The sequence below is a fragment of the Agromyces salentinus genome (assembly GCF_009749395.1).
GTDB lineage: Bacteria > Actinomycetota > Actinomycetes > Actinomycetales > Microbacteriaceae > Agromyces > Agromyces salentinus.
In genome coordinates this window covers 87409-108303 of record NZ_WBIR01000016.1, presented here as the reverse complement: position 1 = coordinate 108303, position 20895 = coordinate 87409, and the positions used below count along the sequence as shown (strand labels likewise).

General features: G+C 73.8%; 19 protein-coding genes. 8 read left to right on the top strand and 11 right to left on the bottom strand.

Annotated elements, in window-relative coordinates; all coding sequences use genetic code 11:
• Positions 1-18 precede the first annotated feature (18 nt).
• The 4 genes from GQQ95_RS14645 to GQQ95_RS14630 are packed head-to-tail and all read right to left on the bottom strand — an operon-like array spanning position 19 to position 2871.
• Positions 19-765 carry an ABC transporter ATP-binding protein gene (locus GQQ95_RS14645; RefSeq protein ID WP_212275468.1) on the bottom strand — a complete coding sequence of 249 codons (747 nt, stop codon included), beginning with the start codon at positions 763-765 and terminating at the stop codon, positions 19-21.
• Positions 762-1580 carry a molybdate ABC transporter permease subunit gene (modB, locus tag GQQ95_RS14640; protein WP_157428406.1) on the bottom strand — a complete coding sequence of 273 codons (819 nt, stop codon included), beginning with the start codon at positions 1578-1580 and terminating at the stop codon, positions 762-764. The genes GQQ95_RS14645 and modB overlap by 4 nt, the downstream gene beginning before the upstream one ends.
• A complete protein-coding gene (gene modA / locus GQQ95_RS14635) occupies positions 1580-2404 on the bottom strand; it encodes a molybdate ABC transporter substrate-binding protein (protein WP_157428405.1) in 825 nt (274 codons plus the stop codon). Before modA ends, modB begins: the two co-directional genes overlap by 1 nt.
• A 50-nt stretch (positions 2405-2454) precedes the next feature.
• A complete protein-coding gene (locus GQQ95_RS14630; RefSeq protein ID WP_157428404.1) occupies positions 2455-2871 on the bottom strand; it encodes a TOBE domain-containing protein in 417 nt (138 codons plus the stop codon).
• A gap of 148 nt (positions 2872-3019) precedes the next feature.
• Between GQQ95_RS14630 and GQQ95_RS14625 the strand changes: the two genes are divergently transcribed.
• Positions 3020-4228: a molybdopterin molybdotransferase MoeA gene (locus GQQ95_RS14625; RefSeq protein WP_157428403.1), complete on the top strand. Its 1209-nt coding sequence runs from the start codon at positions 3020-3022 to the stop codon at positions 4226-4228.
• A 33-nt stretch (positions 4229-4261) separates the two neighbouring features.
• On the opposite strand, the gene GQQ95_RS14620 is transcribed toward GQQ95_RS14625, so the two are convergent.
• Positions 4262-4897 (bottom strand): TetR/AcrR family transcriptional regulator, encoded by a 636-nt coding sequence (locus GQQ95_RS14620; protein WP_246205550.1) that lies wholly within the window; start codon positions 4895-4897, stop codon positions 4262-4264.
• Positions 4898-5023: 126 nt separating this feature from the next.
• On the opposite strand from GQQ95_RS14620, the gene GQQ95_RS14615 reads away from it, so the two are divergent.
• The 4 genes from GQQ95_RS14615 to GQQ95_RS14600 all read left to right on the top strand — a co-directional run bounded on the left by GQQ95_RS14615 (position 5024) and on the right by GQQ95_RS14600 (position 11502).
• Positions 5024-7921, top strand: a complete 2898-nt coding sequence (locus tag GQQ95_RS14615) for an MMPL family transporter (protein ID WP_157428401.1) — start codon at positions 5024-5026, stop codon at positions 7919-7921.
• Entirely contained in the window at positions 7918-9909 is a 1992-nt protein-coding gene (locus GQQ95_RS14610; RefSeq protein ID WP_157428400.1) for a YhgE/Pip family protein, read from the top strand. The genes GQQ95_RS14615 and GQQ95_RS14610 overlap by 4 nt, the downstream gene beginning before the upstream one ends.
• A gap of 110 nt (positions 9910-10019) precedes the next feature.
• Positions 10020-11090, top strand: a complete 1071-nt coding sequence (moaCB, locus tag GQQ95_RS14605; protein WP_157428399.1) for a bifunctional molybdenum cofactor biosynthesis protein MoaC/MoaB — start codon at positions 10020-10022, stop codon at positions 11088-11090.
• Complete coding sequence (locus tag GQQ95_RS14600; protein WP_246205549.1) at positions 11083-11502, top strand: molybdenum cofactor biosynthesis protein MoaE; 420 nt, start codon at positions 11083-11085, stop codon at positions 11500-11502. The genes moaCB and GQQ95_RS14600 overlap by 8 nt, the downstream gene beginning before the upstream one ends.
• Before the next feature lie 54 nt (positions 11503-11556).
• Here the strand turns inward: GQQ95_RS14600 and GQQ95_RS14595 are convergent, their stop codons facing one another.
• Genes GQQ95_RS14595 through GQQ95_RS14585 form a run of 3 tightly spaced genes read right to left on the bottom strand, consistent with a single transcriptional unit; the run spans position 11557 to position 13960 of the window.
• A complete protein-coding gene (locus tag GQQ95_RS14595; protein ID WP_157428397.1) occupies positions 11557-11814 on the bottom strand; it encodes a DUF6457 domain-containing protein in 258 nt (85 codons plus the stop codon).
• Positions 11811-12572: a molybdenum cofactor guanylyltransferase gene (gene mobA / locus GQQ95_RS14590; protein ID WP_157428396.1), complete on the bottom strand. Its 762-nt coding sequence runs from the start codon at positions 12570-12572 to the stop codon at positions 11811-11813. The genes GQQ95_RS14595 and mobA overlap by 4 nt, the downstream gene beginning before the upstream one ends.
• The gene (locus GQQ95_RS14585) at positions 12569-13960 is read right to left on the bottom strand and encodes a molybdopterin molybdotransferase MoeA (protein WP_157428395.1); all 1392 of its coding nucleotides are present in this window, start codon (positions 13958-13960) and stop codon (positions 12569-12571) included. Before GQQ95_RS14585 ends, mobA begins: the two co-directional genes overlap by 4 nt.
• A gap of 88 nt (positions 13961-14048) precedes the next feature.
• Between GQQ95_RS14585 and GQQ95_RS14580 the strand changes: the two genes are divergently transcribed.
• From GQQ95_RS14580 to GQQ95_RS14570, 3 genes are read left to right on the top strand one after another with little or no spacing between them, the layout of a single operon-like run.
• Positions 14049-14639 carry a sulfite oxidase-like oxidoreductase gene (locus tag GQQ95_RS14580; RefSeq protein WP_157428394.1) on the top strand — a complete coding sequence of 197 codons (591 nt, stop codon included), beginning with the start codon at positions 14049-14051 and terminating at the stop codon, positions 14637-14639.
• Positions 14636-15469, top strand: a complete 834-nt coding sequence (locus tag GQQ95_RS14575) for an FAD-binding oxidoreductase (protein ID WP_246205547.1) — start codon at positions 14636-14638, stop codon at positions 15467-15469. Before GQQ95_RS14580 ends, GQQ95_RS14575 begins: the two co-directional genes overlap by 4 nt.
• Positions 15469-15726, top strand: a complete 258-nt coding sequence (locus GQQ95_RS14570; protein ID WP_246205543.1) for a DUF6510 family protein — start codon at positions 15469-15471, stop codon at positions 15724-15726. The genes GQQ95_RS14575 and GQQ95_RS14570 overlap by 1 nt, the downstream gene beginning before the upstream one ends.
• 350 nt (positions 15727-16076) lie before the next feature.
• Here GQQ95_RS14570 and hutI read toward each other — a convergent pair whose 3' ends face one another.
• From hutI to GQQ95_RS14555, 3 genes are all read right to left on the bottom strand, one after another.
• Positions 16077-17456 carry an imidazolonepropionase gene (hutI, locus tag GQQ95_RS14565; protein ID WP_157428393.1) on the bottom strand — a complete coding sequence of 460 codons (1380 nt, stop codon included), beginning with the start codon at positions 17454-17456 and terminating at the stop codon, positions 16077-16079.
• A 4-nt stretch (positions 17457-17460) separates the two neighbouring features.
• The gene (gene hutU, locus GQQ95_RS14560) at positions 17461-19239 is read right to left on the bottom strand and encodes a urocanate hydratase (protein WP_157428392.1); all 1779 of its coding nucleotides are present in this window, start codon (positions 19237-19239) and stop codon (positions 17461-17463) included.
• A 244-nt stretch (positions 19240-19483) separates the two neighbouring features.
• Entirely contained in the window at positions 19484-20482 is a 999-nt protein-coding gene (locus tag GQQ95_RS14555; RefSeq protein ID WP_157428391.1) for a M23 family metallopeptidase, read from the bottom strand.
• Positions 20483-20895: the final 413 nt, after the last annotated feature.

Sequence of the window (20895 nt, the reverse complement as noted above, 5' to 3'; positions counted from 1 at the left end):
GGTTCGCGAGGTCGCGGTTCAGGCCTCGGATGCCGCGAGCATGCGTCGCACGTAGGGAGTCGCGGGCGCGGCCCGCAGTTCGTCGAGGGTGCCGCGCTGGGTCACCATGCCGCGTTCCAGCACGAGCACCTGATCGGCGAGCATGGCCGCGTCGGCGGGCGAATGCGTGACGAGCACCGTCGCGCCGCCGAACTCGCGGACGTGGGTGGCCAGTTCGGCCCGCATGTCCCCGCGGATCTCGACGTCGAGGGCCGACATCGGCTCGTCGAGCAGCAGCACGTCGGGCTCGGCGGCGAGGGCCCTGGCCAGCGCCGCGCGTTGCCGCTGGCCGCCCGAGAGCTCGGACGGGAGCCGATCGGCGAGCGCGATGAGGTCGTAGCGTTCGAGCCAGGGCTCGGCAGCCGCGCGAGCGGCGGCCCGCGGTCCGCGCATCCGGGCGGCGAAGGCGACGTTGTCGCGCACGGTCAGGTGCGGGAAGAGCACGTAGTCCTGGAACACGACGCCGATGCGCCGACGTTCGGGCGGCAGCGCCTCGACCCTGCGGTCGCCGATCGAGACGGTGCCGGCATCGAGCGGGACGAGTCCGGCGACGGCGGCGAGCAGGCTCGACTTGCCGGCGCCGTTCGGGCCGATGATCGCCAGCGGATGCCCCGGGCGCACGGCGAAGGCGGCGGCGATGCGGGTCGGCCCGTAGCTGAGCGACACATCGACGTCGAGGCCAGGGCGCGTGCGCGCGGCATCCGTCATCCCGACGCCGCCGATCATGCCGTCGCCCCCGGAAGCCAGCGGTCGCGCAGGGTGAGGAGCACGACGACGGAGACGGCCAGGAGCAGCAGTGCCAGGGCGACCGCCTCGTCGGGATCGGTCTGCATCGCGAGGTAGCTCGCGATGGGGAGGGTGCGGGTCGTGCCCGGCAGGGAACCGGCGAACGTGATCGTCGCCCCGAACTCGCCGAGCGCCCGCGTGAAGCAGAGCACCCCGCCCGCCGCGACGCCCGGCGCGACGATCGGCAGCGTCACGTGCCGGAACACCTGCCAGCGCGAGGCGCCGAGGGTGGCGGCGGCGAGCTCCGTGCGGCGGTCGGACGAGCGCAGGGCGCCCTCGACGGCGAAGACGAGGAACGGAAGGGCGACGAAGACCTGCGCGATGACGACCGCGCCGGTGGTGAAGGGGATCGTCACGCCGAACACGCGATCGAGCCATTCGCCGATGACGCCCCGTCGGCCGAGGAGCGTGAGCAGCGCGATGCCGCCGACCACCGGCGGCAGGACGAGCGGCACGGTGACCGCCGCCCGGAGCAGCCGCCGGGGGAGCGTCGCCCATGACTCAGCGCGGGCGACGAGTGCCGCGAGCGGGATGCCGAGGACGAGGCAGATGGCGGTCGCGAGGATCGCCGTGCCGAACGAGAGCGCGAGGGCTTCGAGCACGGCACTGCTCGCGAGGAGGGCGGGCAGGTCGGCCCACGGCGCGCGCACCACGAGCGCGAGGAGCGGCAGCACGAGGACCGCGAGTGCGAGGACCGCGCCGGCGACGATCGGCCAGGCCAGGCGTCCGGTGACGGGAGTCGCGGTCCTCGCCATCAGGGGGCGCCGAATCCGTACGCGGCGAGCGTCTCGCGGCCGGCGTCTCCCGTCACGAACGCGACGAAGGCGGCGGCGGCTCCGGGAGCGGGCGACTCGGTGAGCGCGGCGATCGGGTAGCGGTTCACGACGCCGGCCGCGGCCGGGACCTCGATGCCGTCCACGGCGTCGCCACCGGCCAGCACGTCGGTGCGGTAGACGAGCGCCGCGTCGACCTCGCCGAGCGAGACCTTGGCGAGCACCGCCTTCACGTCGGACTCGAGCGTGTCGGGAGCCCCGGTGACGTCCTCATTCGCGAGGAGCTCGACGGATGCCGCGCCGCACGGCACGGACGGATCGCAGAGCGCGATGCGCAGGTCGGGGTCCGCGAGGTTCGCGAGGCCGGTCACGCCGGCCGGGTTGCCGGCCGGGACGACGAGCTCGAGCGTGTTCGTGGCGAAGGCCTCAGGGGCGGAGACGAGGCCGGCGTCGACCACCTGCTGCATGGGCGGCTCGGCCGCCGAGGCGAAGACGTCGGCTGGGGCGCCCTCGAGGACCTGTGTCGCGAGTGCGCCGCTGCCGCCGTAGCTCACGGTCACCTCGACGCCCGGGTTGGCCTGCTCGAACTGCCCGGCGAGGGCGTCGAAGGCCTCCGTGAGCGAGGCTGCGGCGAGCACGGTGAGGTCGGCCTCCCCCAGCTCGCCCGTGGCGGCGGCACCCGTGGGCTCCGACGGGGACGTCGAGCCGCCCGGCTGGTCGGCGGTCGGAGCGCAGCCCGTGAGCGTCAGGGCGAGGGCGGCCGCCGCGAGGGCGGCCGCGCCGCGCGGCCGCGAAGCACGCGGCATCCGCCAAGCACGAGGCATCCGGCCGGCCGACGGCGCACGTCGTGGTCGGGTCATCCGTTCGCTCCCGGCGGTCGCTCGATCGACACGACGGTCGCCTTGGCCGTCGCCGCGGCGAGGACGCCCGGCTCGAGCCCGAGCTCGTCGGCGGCTTCGCGGCTCATGAGCGACACGACGCGGAACGGCCCCGCCTGGAGTTCGACCTGCGCCATGACGCCGTCGCGATGCACCGCCGTGACGAGGCCGATGAACCGGTTGCGGGCCGACGTGCGAGCGAGGGGGAAGGCCCCGGCGAGGGCGTCGCCGCCCGCGTGCTCGGTCATGAGCGCGACGAGGTCGGCGCCCTCGACCACCTGCAGGCCGTTGTCGCCGCGTCGCGCCTGGATGCGCCCCTGATCGGCCCAGCGGCGGACGGTGTCGTCGCTGACACCGAGGAGGGCTGCCGCTTCGCTGATGCGGAACTGGGTCATGGTTTCTCCCGTATTCGCGGAATCTCAGGCTACTGCATTGCGCACCCGCGGGTCGGGGACATCGTGACCGGTCGGCCGCCTGCGAGAATCGGGGGATGACCCGCCTCACCGCCGCACCGCTCGCCTCCAGCCCGACGCGGACGCGTCGATGAGCGCTCGCGTGAGCGTCGAGGAGCACGCCGCCTTCGTGCGCTCGCTCCTCTCCGGCCTCGGCGCCCGGCCGACGGAGCGCGTCGCACTCGCCGAGGCGCTCGGCCGCATCACGGCGTCGCCCGTCGAGTCGCCCATCGCCCTGCCGCCGTTCCGGAACGCGCAGATGGACGGGTTCGCCGTGCGGGCCGCGGACGTCGCCGCGGTGCCGGTGGCGTTGCCGATCGCCGGTGAGGTGGCGGCCGCGCCCGGCGAGCCGGCGGCGCTCGCGCCGGGCACCGCGGTGCGGATCATGACGGGCGCTCCGGTGCCCGAGGGCGCCGACGCGGTCGTGCCCGTCGAGGACACCGAACCGGGCGCGGAGGTCGACGGCGCGGCATCCGTCACCGTCCTCCGCGGCAGGTCGGCGGGCGAGTACGTCCGCGACGCGGGTTCCGACCTCGAAGCCGGCGACGACGTGCTGCCGCCGGGCCTCACGCTCGGATCCCGACATCTCGCGGCCGCCGCGGCATCGGGCCTCACGGAGCTGCTCGTGCGCGAGCGGGTCCGGGTCGCCGTCATCAGCACGGGCAGCGAGCTCGTGGCGCCCGGCGAGACGCTCGGCGCCGGGGAGATCCCCGATGCCAACGGCGTCGCCCTCGCCGCCGCCGTACGCGCGGCCGGCGCACTCGTCGTGCACGAGGCCCGCGTGCGCGACGACGTCGAGCGGCTCCGGGGTGAGCTCGACGCCGCGCGCGCGGCGGGTGCCGAGGTCGTCCTCACGAGCGGCGGCGTCTCGAAGGGCGCCTACGAGGTCGTTCGCGAGCTCCTCGAACCGCTCGGCGCCTGGGTCGGCAGTGTCGCCATGCAGCCGGGCGGGCCGCAGGCCGTGGCCGCCTACCGGGGCATGCCGGTCATCGGGTTCCCGGGCAACCCGGTGAGTGCCCAGCTCTCGTTCGAGCTCTTCGTCGCTCCGACGCTGCGGGCCATCTCGGGTCGCCCCGCGGCATCCGTCGCGCGGATCGCGCTGGCCGAACCGCTCGTGTCGATCGAGGGCAGGCGGCAGTACCTGCGCGGCCGACGCGACGACGACGGGCGGGCGCTCGTCGTCGGAGGCCCCGGGTCGCACCTCGTCGCGACGCTCGCGGCATCCGACCTCTTGATCGTCGTGCCGGAGGAGGTCACCGAGCTCGCCGCCGGCGACCTGGTGGAGACCATCGCGCTCTGATCGCGGCGGCGGTCGAGGAGGCCGCGGCGCCGCTCAGTCGGCGATCGTGAGCTGCGCGACGAGCGCGAGCTCGGTGCTCGTGCGGCGGCGGAGCTCCTCGGCGTCGACACCGCCCATCGCGGCGCGCACGGCGGCACCCTCCCACACGAGCAGCATGATGCGCGCGGCCTCGTCGGCCGTGACCCGGAAGCGGATGCCCTTGGCGCGGCCGATGTCCGCGACGATCTGCGCGACCCCTCGCTGCATCTCAGCCTCCTGCTCGAGGTAGGCCGCGGCGAGGTCGGGGTTGCGCAGCGCGTGGATCCGGATCTCGCTCATGAGCAGCACCCCGAGCCGGTCGTCGGCCGAGAGGTCGAGCACCTGCTCGATGATCGCGAAGGCATCGGTCGGCGTGAGGTCGAAGCCGCCCTCCTGCTCGAGCTCGCCGACGCGGGAGCGCACCGCGGCGACGCGCTCGGTGGCGACGAGGCCCGAGAGCTCGAGGAAGAGCTCGTCCTTCGTCTCGAAGTTGGAGTAGAAGGCGCCGCGGGTGAATCCGGCGCGATCGCAGATGGCCTCCACGGATGCCGCGTCGAGCCCGACCTCGGCGAACACCTGCGCCGCGGCGTCGAGGAGCCGCTGCCTCGTGCGCTCGCGGCTCCGCGTCGAGGTGACCTCGGAATCGACCATGGATCTCATTCAACCCCCCGTTTCACACGAAGGCCACAGGTTCGTGGCGCGCGTTCGAATTACGATACAACTATGTATCGGATACAGCGCTGTATCGAATCGTTCTGACATCGGCTCGGAGGCGCTGTGTCCACTCTGCTCTATTCGCTCGGTCGCTGGTCGTTCCGGCACCCGTGGCGCGTGCTCGTCTCGTGGCTGCTGCTGCTCGTGATCGCCGGCGGCGCCTTCGCGATGTTCGGCAAGAGCACGAGCAACTCGTTCTCGATCCCCGGCACCGAGGCGCAGGCCGGCCTCGAGCAGCTGAACAGGTCCTTCCCGTCGGCCAGCGGGACGAGCGCCCAGTTCATCGTCGTCGCCCCCGATGGCGACAGTGTCGAGGATGCTCCGTTCACCACCGAGATCGAGCAGGCGATCGGCCAGATCGAAGACCTCGACGGCGTGCTCGCGGTCACCGATCCGTACGACGAGATGGTCACCGGCCTCGTCGCCGACGACGGCAGCGCCGCGCTCGTCCGCCTCCAGTTCGACGGCCAGGCCACCGACGTCCCGGCCTCGACGAAGGACGACCTCGGCGCGCTGACCGCCGACCTCGAGGCCGCGCTCCCCGAGGGGGCCGAGGTGTCGCTGGGCGGCGACCTGTTCGCGGTCTCCGTCCCCGGCGTGACGCTCACCGAGGGCGTGGGCCTCCTCATCGCCCTGTTCGTGCTGATCGTGACGTTCCGCTCGATCGCGGTCGCGTTCCTCCCCCTCGCCTCGGCGGTCATCGGCGTGGGCCTCGCGCTCTCGCTGATCATGCTGTCGACCGCGTTCGCGACCATCTCCTCGACCACGCCGCTGCTCGCGCTGATGCTCGGCCTCGCCGTCGGCATCGACTACGCGCTGTTCATCATGGCCCGACATCAGGACCAGGTGCGAGCGGGCGAGGACCCCGAGGAATCCGCGGCGCGGGCCACCGGCACCGCGGGCTCCGCCGTCGTCTTCGCGGGCATCACCGTGCTCATCGCGCTCATCGGCCTCGGCTTCGCCAACATCCCGTTCCTCACGGTCATGGGCGTCGCCGCCGCCGCGGCCGTGGCGATCGCCGTGCTCGTGGCCATCACCCTGACCCCCGCGCTCCTCGGGTTCGCGAAGGGCCGCGTCGTCGGCTGGAAGCGGCGCGAGCCGCGTCGGCGTCGTCGCGCGACGGGCACCGCGGATGCCGCCGGGCGGCGTGCTGCGGCATCCGCTGCCGTTCCCGGTGCCGCGGGGCCGTCGACGGATGCGACGGCGACCGCCGGGCAGTCGACGCCGGCCGAGCCCGCCCGTCGGGGCTTCGCCTCGCGCTGGGTCGGACTGATCACGCGGCATCCGATCGTCACGACCGTGGCCGTCGTGCTCTCGCTCGGCATCGTCGCGATCCCCGCGGCCAGCCTCGCGCTCGCGCTGCCGAACGCCGGCATGCTGCCGAAGGACAACGAGGCGCGCCAGTCGTACGATCTCGTCGCCGAGCACTTCGGGCCCGGATTCAACGGGCCGCTCGTGATGACCGGCACGATCGTCACCTCGACCGACCCGCTCGGGCTCATGGAGGACCTCGGCGATGAGATCGCCACCCTGCCCGGCGTCGAGACGGTCGCGCTCGCCGTGCCGAACGAGACGGCCGACACCGGCATCGTGCAGATCATCCCGACCACGGCTCCCGACGACCCGGCCACCGCCGACCTCGTGCGCGAACTCCGCGGGCTGCACGACCACTTCCTCGACGAGTACGGGGTCGACCTCAAGGTCACCGGCTTCACGGCCGTCGCGATCGACATCTCCGACCGGCTCGGGGCGGCGCTGCTGCCCTTCGGGCTCTTCGTGGTCGGGCTCTCGCTCATCCTGCTCGCGATCGTCTTCCGATCCATCTGGGTGCCGATCACCGCGGCAGCGGGCTACCTGCTCTCCGTCGTGGCCGCGTTCGGGGTCGTCGCGGCCGTCTTCGAATGGGGATGGTTCGCCGACCTGCTGCACGTCACCAAGGTGGGGCCCATCATCAGCTTCATGCCGATCGTCGCGATGGGCGTGCTGTTCGGCCTCGCGATGGACTACCAGGTCTTCCTCGTCAGCCGCATGCGGGAGGACTACGTCCACGCGCGCAAGGCGCTCGACGGCCACGCGAGCCGCAGCCCGCGCGAGGTCGCCATCGGCGCCGTGCGCTCCGGCTTCACCGCCTCGGCCCGCGTCGTGACCGCCGCCGCCGTCATCATGTTCGCGGTCTTCGCCGCCTTCGTGCCCGAGGGCGACTCCTCGCTCAAGCCGATCGCCCTCGGCCTCGCCGTCGGCATCGCGATCGACGCCTTCATCGTGCGCATGACGCTCGTGCCGGCCGTCATGGCGCTGCTCGGCGACAAGGCCTGGTGGCTCCCGGCATGGCTCGACCGGGCGCTGCCGCACTTCGACATCGAGGGCGAGGCCGTCGAACGCGAGCTCGCGCTCGCCGACTGGCCGGAGCCCGACACGTCCGCCGCGATCGTCGGGGCCGGCGTCTCGCTCGTCGAGCGCGACGTGACCGTGTTCGGGGGCGTGAGCCTGCGGGTCGAGCCCGGACAGTCGCTCATCGTGACCGGCGACGACCAGATCGCCTCGCGCGCGCTGCTGCTGACGCTCGCCGGCCGCATCGATCCCACCGACGGCCGCCTGCGCGTCGGGGGGCACCTGCTGCCCGGTCGCTCTGCCTGGGTGCGCTCGCGCGTCGGCGTGGTCCTGCTCGGCGACTCGGCGGATCCCGTCGCCGACGTGCGTCGTGCCGCGAGCGGGCGAGGGGGCATCGTCGTCATCGACGGCGCCGACCAGCTCGTCGACGAGGCCACCCGCGACCAGGTCGCCTCCGCACTCTGGGACGCCTCGCTCGAGGCATCCGTCACCGTCGTGCTCTCGGCGACCGATCGCGAGACCGGTCGCGCCCTGCTCGCGGCGGCCGGCCGCAGCGACGTCCCCGTGCTCGAACTCACCCAGCCCGCCGAACCGGCCGAGGCGCACACCACCACCGAGGTGAACGCATGACCCTCCCCATCGAACGCGCACGCTCGAAGCGACCCGTCACCTGGCTCACGATCATCGGCGTGCTCATGCTGCCCGTCGTGATCGGCGGCATCCTCGTCGCCGCGCTCTACAACCCGACCGAGCGTCTCGACGCGCTCAACGCGGCGATCGTGAACGAGGACGAGCCCGTCACGATCGACGACCAGACCGTGCCGCTCGGCCGCCAGCTGACCGCGGGCCTCGTCGAGGGCGCCGACGACACGTCGAACCTCACCTGGACGATCTCGAACGCCGACGACGCGAAGAGCGGTCTCGCCGACGGCACGTACGCCGCGGTCGTCACGATCCCCGAGAACTTCTCGGCCGCCGCGACCTCGACGGCGCCCGGCGGCACGCCCGAGCGCGCGACCATCGAGGTGACCACGCCGCCCGACAGCCTCGTCGTCGACGACGCCATCACCGCGCAGGTCACGCAGACCGCGACGAGCGTGCTCGGCGAGCAGCTGTCGTCGACGTACCTCGAGAACGTGTTCCTCGGGTTCACGAGCCTCGGCACGCAGCTCGGCACGGCGGCCGATGGTGCTGCGGATCTCGCCGACGGCGCCCAGCAGGCGGCCGACGGCGCCGCTGCCCTGCCCGACGGCGCCACGCAGCTCGCGACAGGTGCCGCCGACCTTTCGACCGGGGCGGGCTCGCTCGGCACCGGCCTCGACACGATCGCCGAGGGCACGAGCGGGGCGGCTTCGGGAGCCGGGGAGCTGGCCGCCGGCCTGCGTCAGGCCGCCGCGGGCGTGAACAACCAGGAGCTCGTCGGTGCGGCCCAGGCCACGGCCGCCAACGCCGCGGATGCCGCGGCGAAGACCGTCGGGGTGGCCACCGCGGCCGGCGGGCTCGCGCAGAGCCTCGGCGCGCTCGCGACGCAGTGCGTGCCACCCACCCCGGAGAGCACGTTCTGCGCCGACCTCGCGACCGCCGCGGGGACGGCGGGCCAGGTCGCGACCGATGCCGGGGCTGCAGCGCAGGCGGCCGGCACCGCGAACGGCTACGCGAAGCCCACCTCCGACGGCATCGCCGCGCTCACGTCGCAGTCGAGCGCCGGCCTCGTCGAGGCCGCGGCGAAGACCGACGAGCTCGCGGGCGGCCTCTCCCAGCTCGCCACGGGCACGACCCAGTCGGCCGACGGCGCCCGGTCGCTCGCCGACGGCGCCTCGCAGCTCAGCACGGGTGCGTCGTCGCTCGCCACCGGAGCGGGCACCCTCGCCACCGGCGTGCAGTCGCTCGCCGACGGCACCGGCGAGCTCGCGACCGGCCTCCGCACCGCATCGGAGTCCGTGCCCTCGTACACCGACGGCGAGGCGCAGAGCCTCGCGTCGGTCGTCGCCGACCCCGTCTCGGCCGAGGGGTCCGGAGATTCGCTGTTCGGGGCATCCGCGGTCCCGCTGCTCGCGATGCTGGCGCTCTGGTTCGGCGGGCTGGCGACGTTCGTCGCACTCCAGGCCGTCTCGCGCCGTGCGCTCACCTCGCGTGCGCCCTCGGCGCTGCTCGCCCTCCGCGGGTTCGCCCCGGCCGCCGCGCTCGGAGCCCTGCAGGGCCTGCTCGTCGCCGGTGTCGTGCAGCTGGCGGCCACGTACGACGTCGCGGAGTGGCTCACGTTCGCGGCGCTCTGCGTCGCATCGGGCGTCGCCTTCGCCGCCGTGAACCAGGGACTCGTGGCAGTGCTGGGCGGCGCCGGACGATGGGTCGCCGCCCTGATCGGCGTGCTCGGGGTCGCGACCGGTGTCGTCTCGACCGTGCCGGGCGTGCTGAGCGAGATCGCCGCCTTCATGCCGACCGCTCCCGCCTACAACGGCATGGTCGCCGCCCTCACCGAGTCCGACGGCGTCGGCGCGGCCGTGGTCGGACTCGCGGTCTGGACCCTGCTCGCGTTCGGCGCGACGACGATCGCCGTCGCCCGCCGCCGCACGACCTCGGTGCGCGCGCTGCTGAGGACGGCACCGGCCGGCGCCTGAGCGATGACGAGTGAGCCGGGGCCCGGATGGGCCGGTGGGCCGCGAGCGGGAGACCCGCTCGCGGCCCGCTCCCGTTCCCGCGGTCGGCGGCGGCGGGCTAGCGTGAGGGTATGAACCCGCTCACCCATCTCGATGACGACGGACGCGCGCGCATGGTGGACGTCGGCGCCAAGCCGGTCACCCGCCGGATCGCGATCGCCGAGGGCCGGCTCGACACGACGGCCGAGGTGATCGGGCTCGTCCGCAGCGACGGCCTGAAGAAGGCGGACGTGCTGCCCACCGCGCGCATCGCGGGCATCCAGGCGGCCAAGCGCACGAGCGACCTCATCCCGCTCGCCCACATCGTCCCCCTCGACGCGGTGTCGATCGACTTCGGGTTCGAGGAGCGCGCGATCACGATCCGCGCGACCGTGTCGACGACGGCCCGCACCGGCATCGAGATGGAGGCGCTCACGGCCGTCGCGGTCGCGGGCCTCACGCTGCACGACATGGTCAAGGCCATCGATCCCGCGGCGCAGACCGGCGGCATCCGGCTGATCGAGAAGCGCGGCGGCAAGCGCGGCGTCTGGCGAGCGGATGCGGCGGACGGGTCGTCGGCGCCCGCGTCGGCGCACGGGGCGGACGCGCCGTCGGTTCCGGATGCCGCGGGCCTGCGCCCGGCGATCGTGCTCGTCTCCTCGACCAGGGCCGCGGCCGGGCAGGCCGAGGACACGACCGGTCCGGTGATCGTCGAGTGGCTGCGCGAACGCGGCTACGACGCCGGCGCGCCGATCGTCGTCGCCGACGCCGACATCGCCGACGCGGTGCGCGGCGCCGTGGCGGGTTCGCCCGTCGTGCTCATCACGACCGGCGGCACGGGCGTGAACCCCGGCGACCGCACGCCGGAGGCGACCCTCGCCGTGCTCGACCAGGAGCTGCCCGGCGTCGCCGAGGCGATCCGCGCGGCCGGCCGGGCGGCGACGCCGACCGCGGCCCTCAGCCGGGCCCTCGCCGGCATCGCCGGGCGGACCGTGATCGTGAACCTGCCCGGCTCCCGCGGCGGTGTCGCCGACGGGCTCGCCGTGCTCGACGGCGTGCTGCCCCATCTCGTCGACCAGCTCGCCGGGGGCGATCATGCGCGCCCCGCGGCATCCGACTCCCTGCATTCGACCGAACCCTCCGAAGGAGACGCTGTTGTCTGAGCCCGAGGTCTTCGCCCGCGTCACCGTCGAGGTGCTCGATCGCGCCGAGATCGAGGGGTTCGTGCGTTCGAGCGAGAACGGCGCACTGGTCACGTTCGAGGGCGTGATCCGCGACCACGACCACGGTGAGAGCGTGACCGCACTCGACTACGAGGCCCATCCCGAGGCCGAGCGCTTCCTGCACGAGACGCTCGCGCAGGTGGCCAGGGACTCGGGCCTGCGCATCGCGGCCGCGCACCGCATCGGGTCGCTGGGCATCGGGGACGTCGCGCTCATCGCTTCCGTCGCCGCCCCGCATCGGGCTCAGGCGTTCGAGGTCTGCAGCCTGCTCGTGGACCGCATCAAGGAGCACACGCCGATCTGGAAGCGGCAGCACCTCGACGGGGGCACCACCGAATGGGTCAACCTGTGATCCGCCGGCTCCGGGCCCTCGGCACGGACCGCCGGTAGGTCGGGGCCGCGAGCGTCAGCGCTCGGCGAGGGCGCCCAGGCCGTCCGCGAGTTCGGTCGTCGTGCCGGACGCCGTGCCCCGGCCGACGGCGAGCCCGAGCATGAAGGCGGTGACCGGGCCGGCCGGGCGGGCGATGCCGTGCGCCACGCGGCGGGTCAGGTCGAGGATCTCACCGACCGGGACCTCGCTCGGCTCGAGTCCGAGGACGGCAGCCACCTGGTCGACCCAGGCATCGAGATCGGCGGGGGTCTGCTGGTCGCCTGCGGTGCTCATGGGGACTCCTCGTGGGTCGTGTGCTGCTCTGCTGTGGTCGGGTCGGGTCGTGGTCCCGGCGGACGGTGCGGGCTCCGGGCGCGGGCGCGGGAACGGGCGCGCGCGAGATCGAGGTCGTGCCAGGTGTCGATGTCGGCCGCGGTGCCGTCGTCGTCGACGACGAGGAGGTCGAGTGACGCGACGAGGTGCCGCATGGCGCTCCCGTCGGGCGTTCCGATCGCGTCGAACGCCCGGTCGAGTGCGCCACGCGCGTAGATCCCGGTGAGCCACTGGCTGCGCCCGTCGGCGTCGACGAGGTGGACGCCGTCGCCGTGCTCGCCTTCGCCGCCCCGGCCGGACTCGCCCGGCTCGCGGCGGCGGGCGGTCAGCCGCGCCACCGCGTCGGCGGCCGTCGGCAGGTCGCAGGCGAGCACGAGCACGTCGGATGTCGCGGGGCGAGCGCCCGGGTCCCGGGACGCGTCGCCCCTCGAACGCCGGGAGGCGTCGGCATCGAGCGCGGCGAGACCCGCGGCGATGGCGGCGACGGGCCCGCCGAACGGCGGATCCTCGAGCACCACGAGGCATCCCGGGGCCTCGAGCGAGGGGGGACCGACGACGACGATGCGCTCTGCGCCGGCCGCGTGCGCCGCGTCGACGGCATGCTGCAGGAGGGTGCGGTCGCCGACCGTGAGTCCGGGCTTGCTGACGCCGCCGAGGCGGCTCGCCCGCCCACCGGCGAGCAGGACGGCGTCGAGCTGGCGCGTCGCGGCATCCGTCATGGCAGGACCAGCACCTCGACGGTGTCGCCCGGAGCGACCGAGGCGAGATGCTCGGGCACGAGGGCGAACCCGTCTGCGCCCGCGAGGCCTCCCGAGAGGTGCGAGCCTGCGCCACCGCTCGCGGCCGGGCGCACGCGCGGGAGCCCGGTCGGGCCGGTCGGGGACTCCGCCGGCGATGCGGACCCGGCGTCGGATGCCGCATCCGCATCCGCATCGGCGTCCGCATCCGCGTCAGGGGTGACGAAGGACACCGGCATCACCTGCAGCCGCCCGGCAGGTGACGCCCAGCCGCTCGCGACCTGGGCCAGGACACGCCGACGGCGCACGTCGCACCGGCCCTGGAGGGCGAGCAGCGCCGGACGCACGAACACCTCGAACGAGACCGCGACGGCGACAGGGTTGCCCGGGAGCCCGAACACGGGAGTGCCGTCGGCGAGCACGCCGAAGGCCTGCGGCGATCCGGGCTGCATGGCCACACGGACGAACTCGACGGCGCCGGACTCGCCTGAGCCGAGCACGCGGCGCACGACATCGTAGGCGCCGACGCTGACGCCGCCGGAGAAGACGACGGCGTCGCACGGCTGGCGCTCGGCGAGCCAGGTGCGAAGCTGCTCGGCGTCGTCGGGCATGCGGACGACCTCGGCGACGAGGCAGCCCGCCTCGCGCACGAGACCGGCCAGGAGGAGCGAGTTCGAGTCGGGGATGTGGCCGGGCCCGAGCGGCTCGCCCGGCTCGGCGAGCTCGCTGCCGGTCGCGACGACGCTCACGCGCGGCATCCGCGTCACCGGGAGGGTCGCATGGCCGGCGGTCGCCGCGCCCGCGACCTGACGGGCGCCGAGCACCGTGCCGACCTCGAGCACGCGGTCGCCGACCCTGAGATCCTCGCCGGCGCGGCGGATGTGGCGTCCGCGATCGGGCGTGCTGAAGATCGCGACCCGCTGCGCGTGATCGCCCTGGACGGTCGCGCCACCGTCGGTGCGCTCGACCGGGACGACCGTGTCGGCTCCGGGCGGCACCGGCGCCCCCGTCATGATGCGGGCCGCCTCGCCGGGACCGAGCGGCGCAGCATCGGCGACGCCGGCCGCGCCGGCGGCATGATCGTCGACCACGCGCAACGCGACCGGGTGCTCGGGCGTGGCGCCCGCGACATCCGCCCACCGCACGGCGAACCCGTCCATGGCCGAGTTGTCGAAGGGCGGCGAGGCGAGGCGGGCGTCCACGGATGCCGCGAGCGTGCGCCCCGCGGCATCCGCGAGTCGCACGTGCTCGACGTCGTCGCCCGCGCGCCGGGCGGCGAGATCGCCCATCGCGCGCAGCACGCGCGCGAGGTGCTGCGCCACCGGGATCAGGGTGGCCGTCTCGTGGAACTCGGCCCGAGTGCTCGGCATGGGACTACGGTATCCCCGCGCCGGACCCGGAACCCACCTGTGACAGGTCTGCCGCGGCCCGGTATCGTCAGGCGTGGAAAGGGGTCGCATGTCATTCGTCACACGCGGGTTCGGCGGCAGGTCACGGGATCGCGACGAGCGGCTCCCGCCCGGGCAGACGCTGGTGCACGACTTCCCGGTGCTCTCGGCCGGGCCGACACCCGAGGTCGACACCGCCGAGTGGTCCTTCACGATCGTGACCGAGGCCGGCACCCACCGGTGGAGCTGGGACGAGTTCCAGGCCCTGCCCGCCGAGGACATCGCGACCGACATCCACTGCGTGACGCACTGGTCCAAGCTCGGCACGAGCTGGCGCGGCGTCTCGCTCGACACCCTGTTCGAGGACGTCGAATCGCAGTTCGACTACGTGATGGCGCACAGCTTCGGCGGCTACACGACGAATGTGCCGCTCGACGAACTGCTCGACGGGCAGGCGTGGATCGCGACCGAGTTCGACGGCGAGCCACTCGATCCCGAGCATGGCGGACCGGCCAGGCTGCTCGTGCCGCACCTGTACTTCTGGAAGAGCGCGAAGTGGGTGCGCTCGCTCGTGATGATGCCGCGCGACGACCCCGGCTTCTGGGAGCAGAACGGCTACCACATCCACGGCGACCCGTGGCAGGAGGAGCGGTACTGGTGATCGGTCGCCCCTCGGTACCGCGATCGGGCTGGCACGCCGCGACGGTCGTCGCCAAGACTCCCGAGACCCGCACGGCCGCGCGCCTCGTGCTCGAGGTCGAGGGGTGGCCGGGCAACGCGGCCGGACAGCACCTCGACGTGCGGCTCACTGCGCCGGACGGGTACACGGCGACCAGGTCGTACTCGATCGCCTCCTCGGGACCGGCGACCGGCGACGCGACGCGCGTGGTGCTCGCCGTCGACCGCGTGCCCGACGGCGAGGTCTCGCCGTACCTCGTCGACGATGCGCGCGAGGGCGACCGCCTCGAGGTGCACGGCCCGCTCGGGGCGTTCTTCGTGTGGGCACCCGATGCCGCCGCGGAGGTGTCTGGAGCGGCGGCTGCGGACACCGTGACGGATGCCCCGGCGGTGGATGCCCCGGCGGATGACCCGCGGCCGGTGCAGCTCATCGCGGGCGGCTCGGGCGTGGTGCCGCTCGTCGCCATGGCGCAGGCGCACGCCGACGCGGACGACCCCACGCCGTTCCGCCTGCTCTACTCGGTGCGCACGCCCGACGACGTCTACTTCGCGGCGGAGCTGGAGCGCCTGCGCGCGGCATCCGCCCCCTTCGAACTCGACCTCGTCTACACGCGCACGACGCCCGACGGGTGGCCGCTGCCGCCCGGACGCGTGACCCGCGACGCGCTCGCCGCGGCCGTGATCCCCGCGACCGAGGCGCCGCGCATCTTCGTGTGCGGTTCGACGGGCTTCGTGGAGCGCGTCGCATCCTGGCTCATCGAACTCGGGCACGACGCCCGCGACATCCGCACCGAACGCTTCGGAGGAACCTGATGGATCACCTCGACGGCAACGCCCTCGCCGGGCCCCTTGCCGACTACTTCACGTTCGACGTCACCGCCGCGACCGCGAGGTGCAACGGATGCGGCGAGGTCGCCGAGTTCGCCAGGGCGCTCGTGTTCACGAGCCCGGCCGGCACGGTGGTTCGCTGCGCCACGTGCGAACACGTGCTCGCGACTCTCGTCGAGGCGGGGGAACGCGCATGGCTCGGCTTCAGCGGCGTGAGCGCGATCGAGGTGCGGCGGGCCTGACGCCGCGCTGCCCGAGTGCCCCCGGCCTCGGGTATGGAGCGTCGGGGCCGATGCTGGTTCCGGCGACCTTCCGGATCGCGGCCCCGGATGCACGGCAGCGAGCCTTCCGACTGCGGGCGCCCGGTCAGGTCGGGTCGGGTCGGGTCGGGTCGGACGAGGTTCGGCAGCCGTGCCCGTGCCTGTGCCCGTGCGGCGCGGAGGTCCCGTCCGAGATTCCAGTGGCGATGTGGCGATGTGGCGATGTGGCGATGGCGATGTGGCGCCCGCTTCGAGAGCGATGCCTCGCCCTGGGTGCGGCGCGTGTCCACCCCTGATTCGAGCCGAACGTCAGTCGGCGGGAGGAGCGCGACTCAGCCGGCGATGAGCTCGCCGCCAGCCCAGACGCGGCGCACGAGCGGCACCCCCGGCCGATAGGCCAGGTGCAGGTGGCTCGGAGCGGCGAGCTCGACGAGGTCCGCCCGGGTGCCGGGCCGGAGCGCCCCGACATCCGACCTCCTGAGCGCTGCCGCGCCGCCCGCCGTCGAGGCCCACAGCGCTTCGGCGGGGGTCATGCCCATGTCGCGCACCGCGACCGCGATGCAGAACGGCATCGAGCTCGTGAAGCTCGACCCCGGGTTGCAGTCGCTCGCGAGCGCCACGGTGACGCCCGCGTCGATGAGGCGGCGCGCATCGGGGTACGGCTGCCTGGTCGAGAACTCGACGCCGGGCAGCAGGGTCGCCACGGTGTCGGATGCCGCGAGGGCTGCGACATCCGCCTCGTCGAGGTAGGTGCAGTGGTCCACGGATGCCGCGCCGAGGTCGACCGCGAGGCGGACGCCGCCGCCCGGGCCGAGCTGGTTTCCGTGCACCCGGACGCCGAGCCCGGACGCAGCGCCCGCCTCGAGCACGCGTCGCGATTGCTCGGACGTGAAGGCGCCGCGCTCGCAGAAGGCATCGATCCACTTGACGTGCGGCGCGCAGGCCGCCAGCATCTCGCCGACGACGAGGTCGAGGTAGGCGTCGGCGGTGCGCAGGGCGGCCTCGGCGGTTCCCGTCGCACCGAACCGCGGGTCCTCCCGGAACTCGAACGGCACGACGTGCGCCCCGAGGAACGTGACCTCCTCGGTGACCTCGCGCGCCAACCGGACGAGGCGCGCCTCGTCCGCCACGCTCAGGCCGTATCCCGACTTGACCTCGAAGGTCGTGGTGCCCTGCGCGTGCAGCTCGCCGACGAACCCGGCCAGCCGTGCGCGGAGCTCGTCCTCCGTCGCCGCGCGCGTCGCCACGACGGTCGAGCGGATGCCGCCGGCCTCATATGCCGTGCCGGACATGCGCGCCGCGAACTCGTCGGCCCGGTCGCCGCTGAACACGAGGTGCGTGTGGCTGTCGACGAAGCCCGGGATGACGGACCTCCCGCCCAGGTCGACCTGGACGTCGATGTCGACCGCACCGACGCCCCCGAGGTCCTCGGCTCGCCGGACGCCCGCGACGTCCTCACGGCCCCCGACGTGCTCGAGGGTCGGGAACGCGATCGATCCGTCGATCCTCGCCCCCGCAGCCGCCTCGGATGGTCGAGGATCGACGGATCGTGAGCCATCGGCGTCGTGCGTGCGGCCGACCCAGGCGACGCGGTCGCCCTCGATGAGCACGGCGGCGTCGCGGATGATGCCGAGCGGTCCGCCGTCACGGCCGGGCGCCGGGTCGTTCGTGACGAGTTCGCCGATGTTCGTGAGGAGCGTGCGCCGCGGCATCCGCTCAGCCTTCCGTCATCGGCACGCGCAGGCCGCGCTCGGCCGCGACCTCGCGCGCCCGCTCGTAGCCGGCGTCGACGTGACGCATGACGCCGGTGCCGGGGTCGTTCACGAGCACGCGTGCGATCTTCTCGGCCGCGAGCTCGGTGCCGTCGGCGACGATGACCTGCCCCGCGTGGATGGACCGCCCGATGCCGACGCCGCCGCCGTGGTGCAGCGAGACCCAGGTCGCTCCGGACGCCGTGTTGAGCAGCGCATTCAGCAGCGGCCAGTCGGCGATCGCGTCGGAGCCGTCGGCCATGGCCTCGGTCTCGCGGTACGGGCTCGCGACGGAACCCGAGTCGAGGTGGTCGCGGCCGATCACGACGGGGGCGCTGAGCTCGCCCGACGCGACCATCTCGTTGAACCGCAGGCCCGCGAGGTGGCGCTCCTGGTACCCGAGCCAGCAGATCCGCGCGGGCAGGCCCTCGAAGTGCACCTTCTCGCCGGCCTGGGTGATCCAGCGGCGGAGGTGCTCGTCGTCGGGGAACAGCTCGAGGATCGCCCGGTCGGTCGCCGCGATGTCGGCTGGATCGCCGGACAGCGCCGCCCACCGGAACGGCCCCTTGCCCTCGGCGAAGAGCGGGCGGATGTAGGCGGGCACGAAGCCCGGGAACTCGAACGCGCGGTCGTACCCGCCGAGCTCGGCCTCGCGCCGGATCGAGTTGCCGTAGTCGAAGACCTCGGCGCCCGCGTCCTGGAAGCCGACCATCGCGGCCACCTGCTTGGCCATGCTGCCCCGGGCGCGATCGGTGAAGCCCTCGGGATCCCGCTCGGCCTCGGCGTGCCAGTCCTCGAACGCGACGCCGACGGGCAGGTACGAGAGCGGATCGTGCGCGCTCGTCTGGTCGGTCACGACATCGATCACGAGCTCGCCCGCGCGATGACGCAGGAGCAGCTCGCCGAACACCAGGGCGGCGTTCCCGACGACCCCGACGGACAGGGCCTCGCCGGCGTCTCGAGCGGCGACGACGCGGGTGACGGCCTCGTCGAGGTCGGTCGCGACCTCGTCGAGGTATCCGTGCTCGACGCGTCGACGGAGCCGGGATGCATCGACGTCCACGACCAGCACCGCGCCGCCGTTCATCGTGACCGCGAGCGGCTGCGCGCCGCCCATGCCGCCGCAGCCGCCGGTGAGGGTGATGGTGCCGGCGAGCGTCGCGTGCGCGGCATCCGCCTCGCTCATGCCGCGCTTCGCGGCCAGGGATCGCGCGACGGCGCCGAAGGTCTCGTAGGTGCCCTGCAGGATGCCCTGCGTGCCGATGTAGATCCACGAACCGGCCGTCATCTGGCCGTACATCGTGAGGCCCAGCTGCTCGAGCCTGCGGAACTCGGGCCAGGTCGCCCAGTCGCCCACGAGGTTCGAGTTGGCGATGAGCACGCGCGGCGCCCATTCGTGGGTTCGGAAGACGCCGACCGGTTTTCCCGACTGCACGAGCAGGGTCTCGTCGGCCTCGAGTCCCTCGAGGGTGCGCACGATCGCGTCGAACGACTCCCAGTTGCGGGCGGCCTTGCCGGTGCCGCCGTACACGATGAGGTCCTCGGGCCGCTCGGCCACCTCGGGGTCGAGGTTGTTCATGAGCATGCGCAGGGGTGCCTCGGTCTGCCAGCTCTTGGCGGTCAGCGTCGATCCCCGACCAGCGCGAACGGTGCGAGGGCGGTGCGCCGTGGACGAGGCGCCGTCGGCGCGGGGCTCGGAATCAGCGGGCGCTTCGGCGTGCTCGGTGATGGGTGCGTCGGTCATGCTCCGATCCCACACCACCGGCGACCGGGCGACAACGGATGCCGCGGGCGGGCTGTCCGGGATCCCGGACGCGGTGCCGGTCAGTGGTGAGCGCGCCGCAGCTTGGGAACCGGGGCATCCGCTCGTGCGACGGTTCGCCGGTCTGCGGTGGGATGCGCGTTGCCTCCGACACGCCGACCCTCGCGGGAGCTCTCTCGGCCGCGGAGGTGGACGGAGAGGGGAAGACGCGGCGGAGGCGCGACCGTCAGCCGACGGCGATGCCGCGCGCGGCCATGAACGGCCTGGCGTCGACGGCCATGCCGCCCAGACGCACCTCGAAGTGCAGGTGGCAGCCGGTGGACGCTCCGGTGCTGCCCACCATGCCGATGAGCTGGCCCGCGGACACGGATTGGCCGGGCTCCACGAGGATGCCGCCGTCGATGAGGTGCGCGTAGCCGGTGGAGACCCCGGCACCGTGATCGAGGAGGACCCAGTTGCCGTAGCTGCCGTTCGCTCGTGCTTCGATGACCACGCCCCCGGTCGCCGCGAACACGGGAGTCTTGCAGGCGGCGGCGACATCGGTGCCGCGGTGGAACTCGTTGACGCCCGCGATCGGCTTGTCGGGCCTCGGGCCGTAGCCGTCGGTGAGACGCCCGGCGACGGGCTGGGACCAGCCCTGGTCGCTCAGCTGGCCCGAGTCGGCGGGAAGCGTGTCGATGACGGCGATGCTGCTCGCCGCGGCCTTCGCCTGCAGCCCGCTCAGGTTCGTCTTTGCAGCGGTCAGTGCCCGTTCGGCGTCGCTGAGCTCGTCTTCGCGCTCGTCGACGGGAACCTCGTCGGCGGCGGCCCACGCGGCGTCGGCGGCCTCCTCGGCCGCGTCGGCCTCGTCGTCGCGGGCGGCGGCGATCTGCTCCAGCTCCTCGGTGTCGCCGGCGATCTGCTCGACGCGCGCCATGCCGGCCAGCCCGGCGAGGAGGTCCTTGCCGGACCCGAAGACGGCATCCATGGAGGTCGACGTGTCGCCGCTGCCGTTGGAGGCCGCGAAGAAGGTGCGAGCCGCGGCGTCGGCCTCGGCGCGAGCGGTCTCAGCCGCCGCGTCGGCCTCGCGGGCGAGTGAGCGTGCACCCTCGCGTGTCGTCTTCGCGTCGGCGAGTGCCTTCTCGGCCGTGCGCACGGCTCCGGTGGCCCGATCGATCGCGCTGCGTGCGCCGAGCATCGACGTGATGTCGCGGCTCGCGCCCGACGCGGCGGAGGTGACCTTCACGTAGGGGCCGTCGCCCTGGAAGACGACCGGAGCCTGCGGTGCGGGCGCGGCGGGGGCGGGCGGCGTGGAGGGGGCGCTGGTGGGCGGCGGAGTGGTAGGAGTCGGCGTGGGGGTCGGCGTCGGCGTCGGGGTGGGGGTCGGTGTCGGTGTCGGTGTGGGAGTCGGTGTCGGTGTGGGAGTCGGTGTCGGTGTGGGAGTCGGTGTCGGTGTGGGAGTCGGCTCGGGCGTGGGAGTCGGCGGTGGTGTCGTGGCCGGCGGCTCCGTGGGCGGCTCGGTCGTCGGAGGCGGCGGCGTGGGCGTCTCCGTGGTCCCTTCGGACGTGTCGCCCGCCGAGTCCGTCGGCGTCTCGACGCTCGACCCGTCGGCGGAGGTGGACGCCGCGGTGTCGGTCTCGTCGGCGTACGACGGCGCCG

Excerpts from the sequence above, each read along its gene's own strand:
- hutU (WP_157428392.1), bottom strand. The coding sequence starts at position 19,239 with ATGACCGACGCACCCATCACCGAGCACGCCGAAGCGCCCGCTGATTCC.
- GQQ95_RS14610 (WP_157428400.1), top strand. The coding sequence starts at position 7,918 with ATGACCCTCCCCATCGAACGCGCACGCTCGAAGCGACCCGTCACCTGG.
- mobA (WP_157428396.1), bottom strand. The coding sequence starts at position 12,572 with ATGACGGATGCCGCGACGCGCCAGCTCGACGCCGTCCTGCTCGCCGGT.
- GQQ95_RS14570 (WP_246205543.1), top strand. The coding sequence starts at position 15,469 with ATGGATCACCTCGACGGCAACGCCCTCGCCGGGCCCCTTGCCGACTAC.
- GQQ95_RS14580 (WP_157428394.1), top strand. The coding sequence starts at position 14,049 with ATGTCATTCGTCACACGCGGGTTCGGCGGCAGGTCACGGGATCGCGAC.
- GQQ95_RS14620 (WP_246205550.1), bottom strand. The coding sequence starts at position 4,897 with ATGGTCGATTCCGAGGTCACCTCGACGCGGAGCCGCGAGCGCACGAGG.
- modB (WP_157428406.1), bottom strand. The coding sequence starts at position 1,580 with ATGGCGAGGACCGCGACTCCCGTCACCGGACGCCTGGCCTGGCCGATC.
- moaCB (WP_157428399.1), top strand. The coding sequence starts at position 10,020 with ATGAACCCGCTCACCCATCTCGATGACGACGGACGCGCGCGCATGGTG.
- GQQ95_RS14585 (WP_157428395.1), bottom strand. The coding sequence starts at position 13,960 with ATGCCGAGCACTCGGGCCGAGTTCCACGAGACGGCCACCCTGATCCCG.
- modA (WP_157428405.1), bottom strand. The coding sequence starts at position 2,404 with ATGCCGCGTGCTTCGCGGCCGCGCGGCGCGGCCGCCCTCGCGGCGGCC.
- GQQ95_RS14645 (WP_212275468.1), bottom strand. The coding sequence starts at position 765 with ATGATCGGCGGCGTCGGGATGACGGATGCCGCGCGCACGCGCCCTGGC.
- GQQ95_RS14630 (WP_157428404.1), bottom strand. The coding sequence starts at position 2,871 with ATGACCCAGTTCCGCATCAGCGAAGCGGCAGCCCTCCTCGGTGTCAGC.
- GQQ95_RS14625 (WP_157428403.1), top strand. The coding sequence starts at position 3,020 with ATGAGCGCTCGCGTGAGCGTCGAGGAGCACGCCGCCTTCGTGCGCTCG.
- GQQ95_RS14595 (WP_157428397.1), bottom strand. The coding sequence starts at position 11,814 with ATGAGCACCGCAGGCGACCAGCAGACCCCCGCCGATCTCGATGCCTGG.
- hutI (WP_157428393.1), bottom strand. The coding sequence starts at position 17,456 with ATGCCGCGGCGCACGCTCCTCACGAACATCGGCGAACTCGTCACGAAC.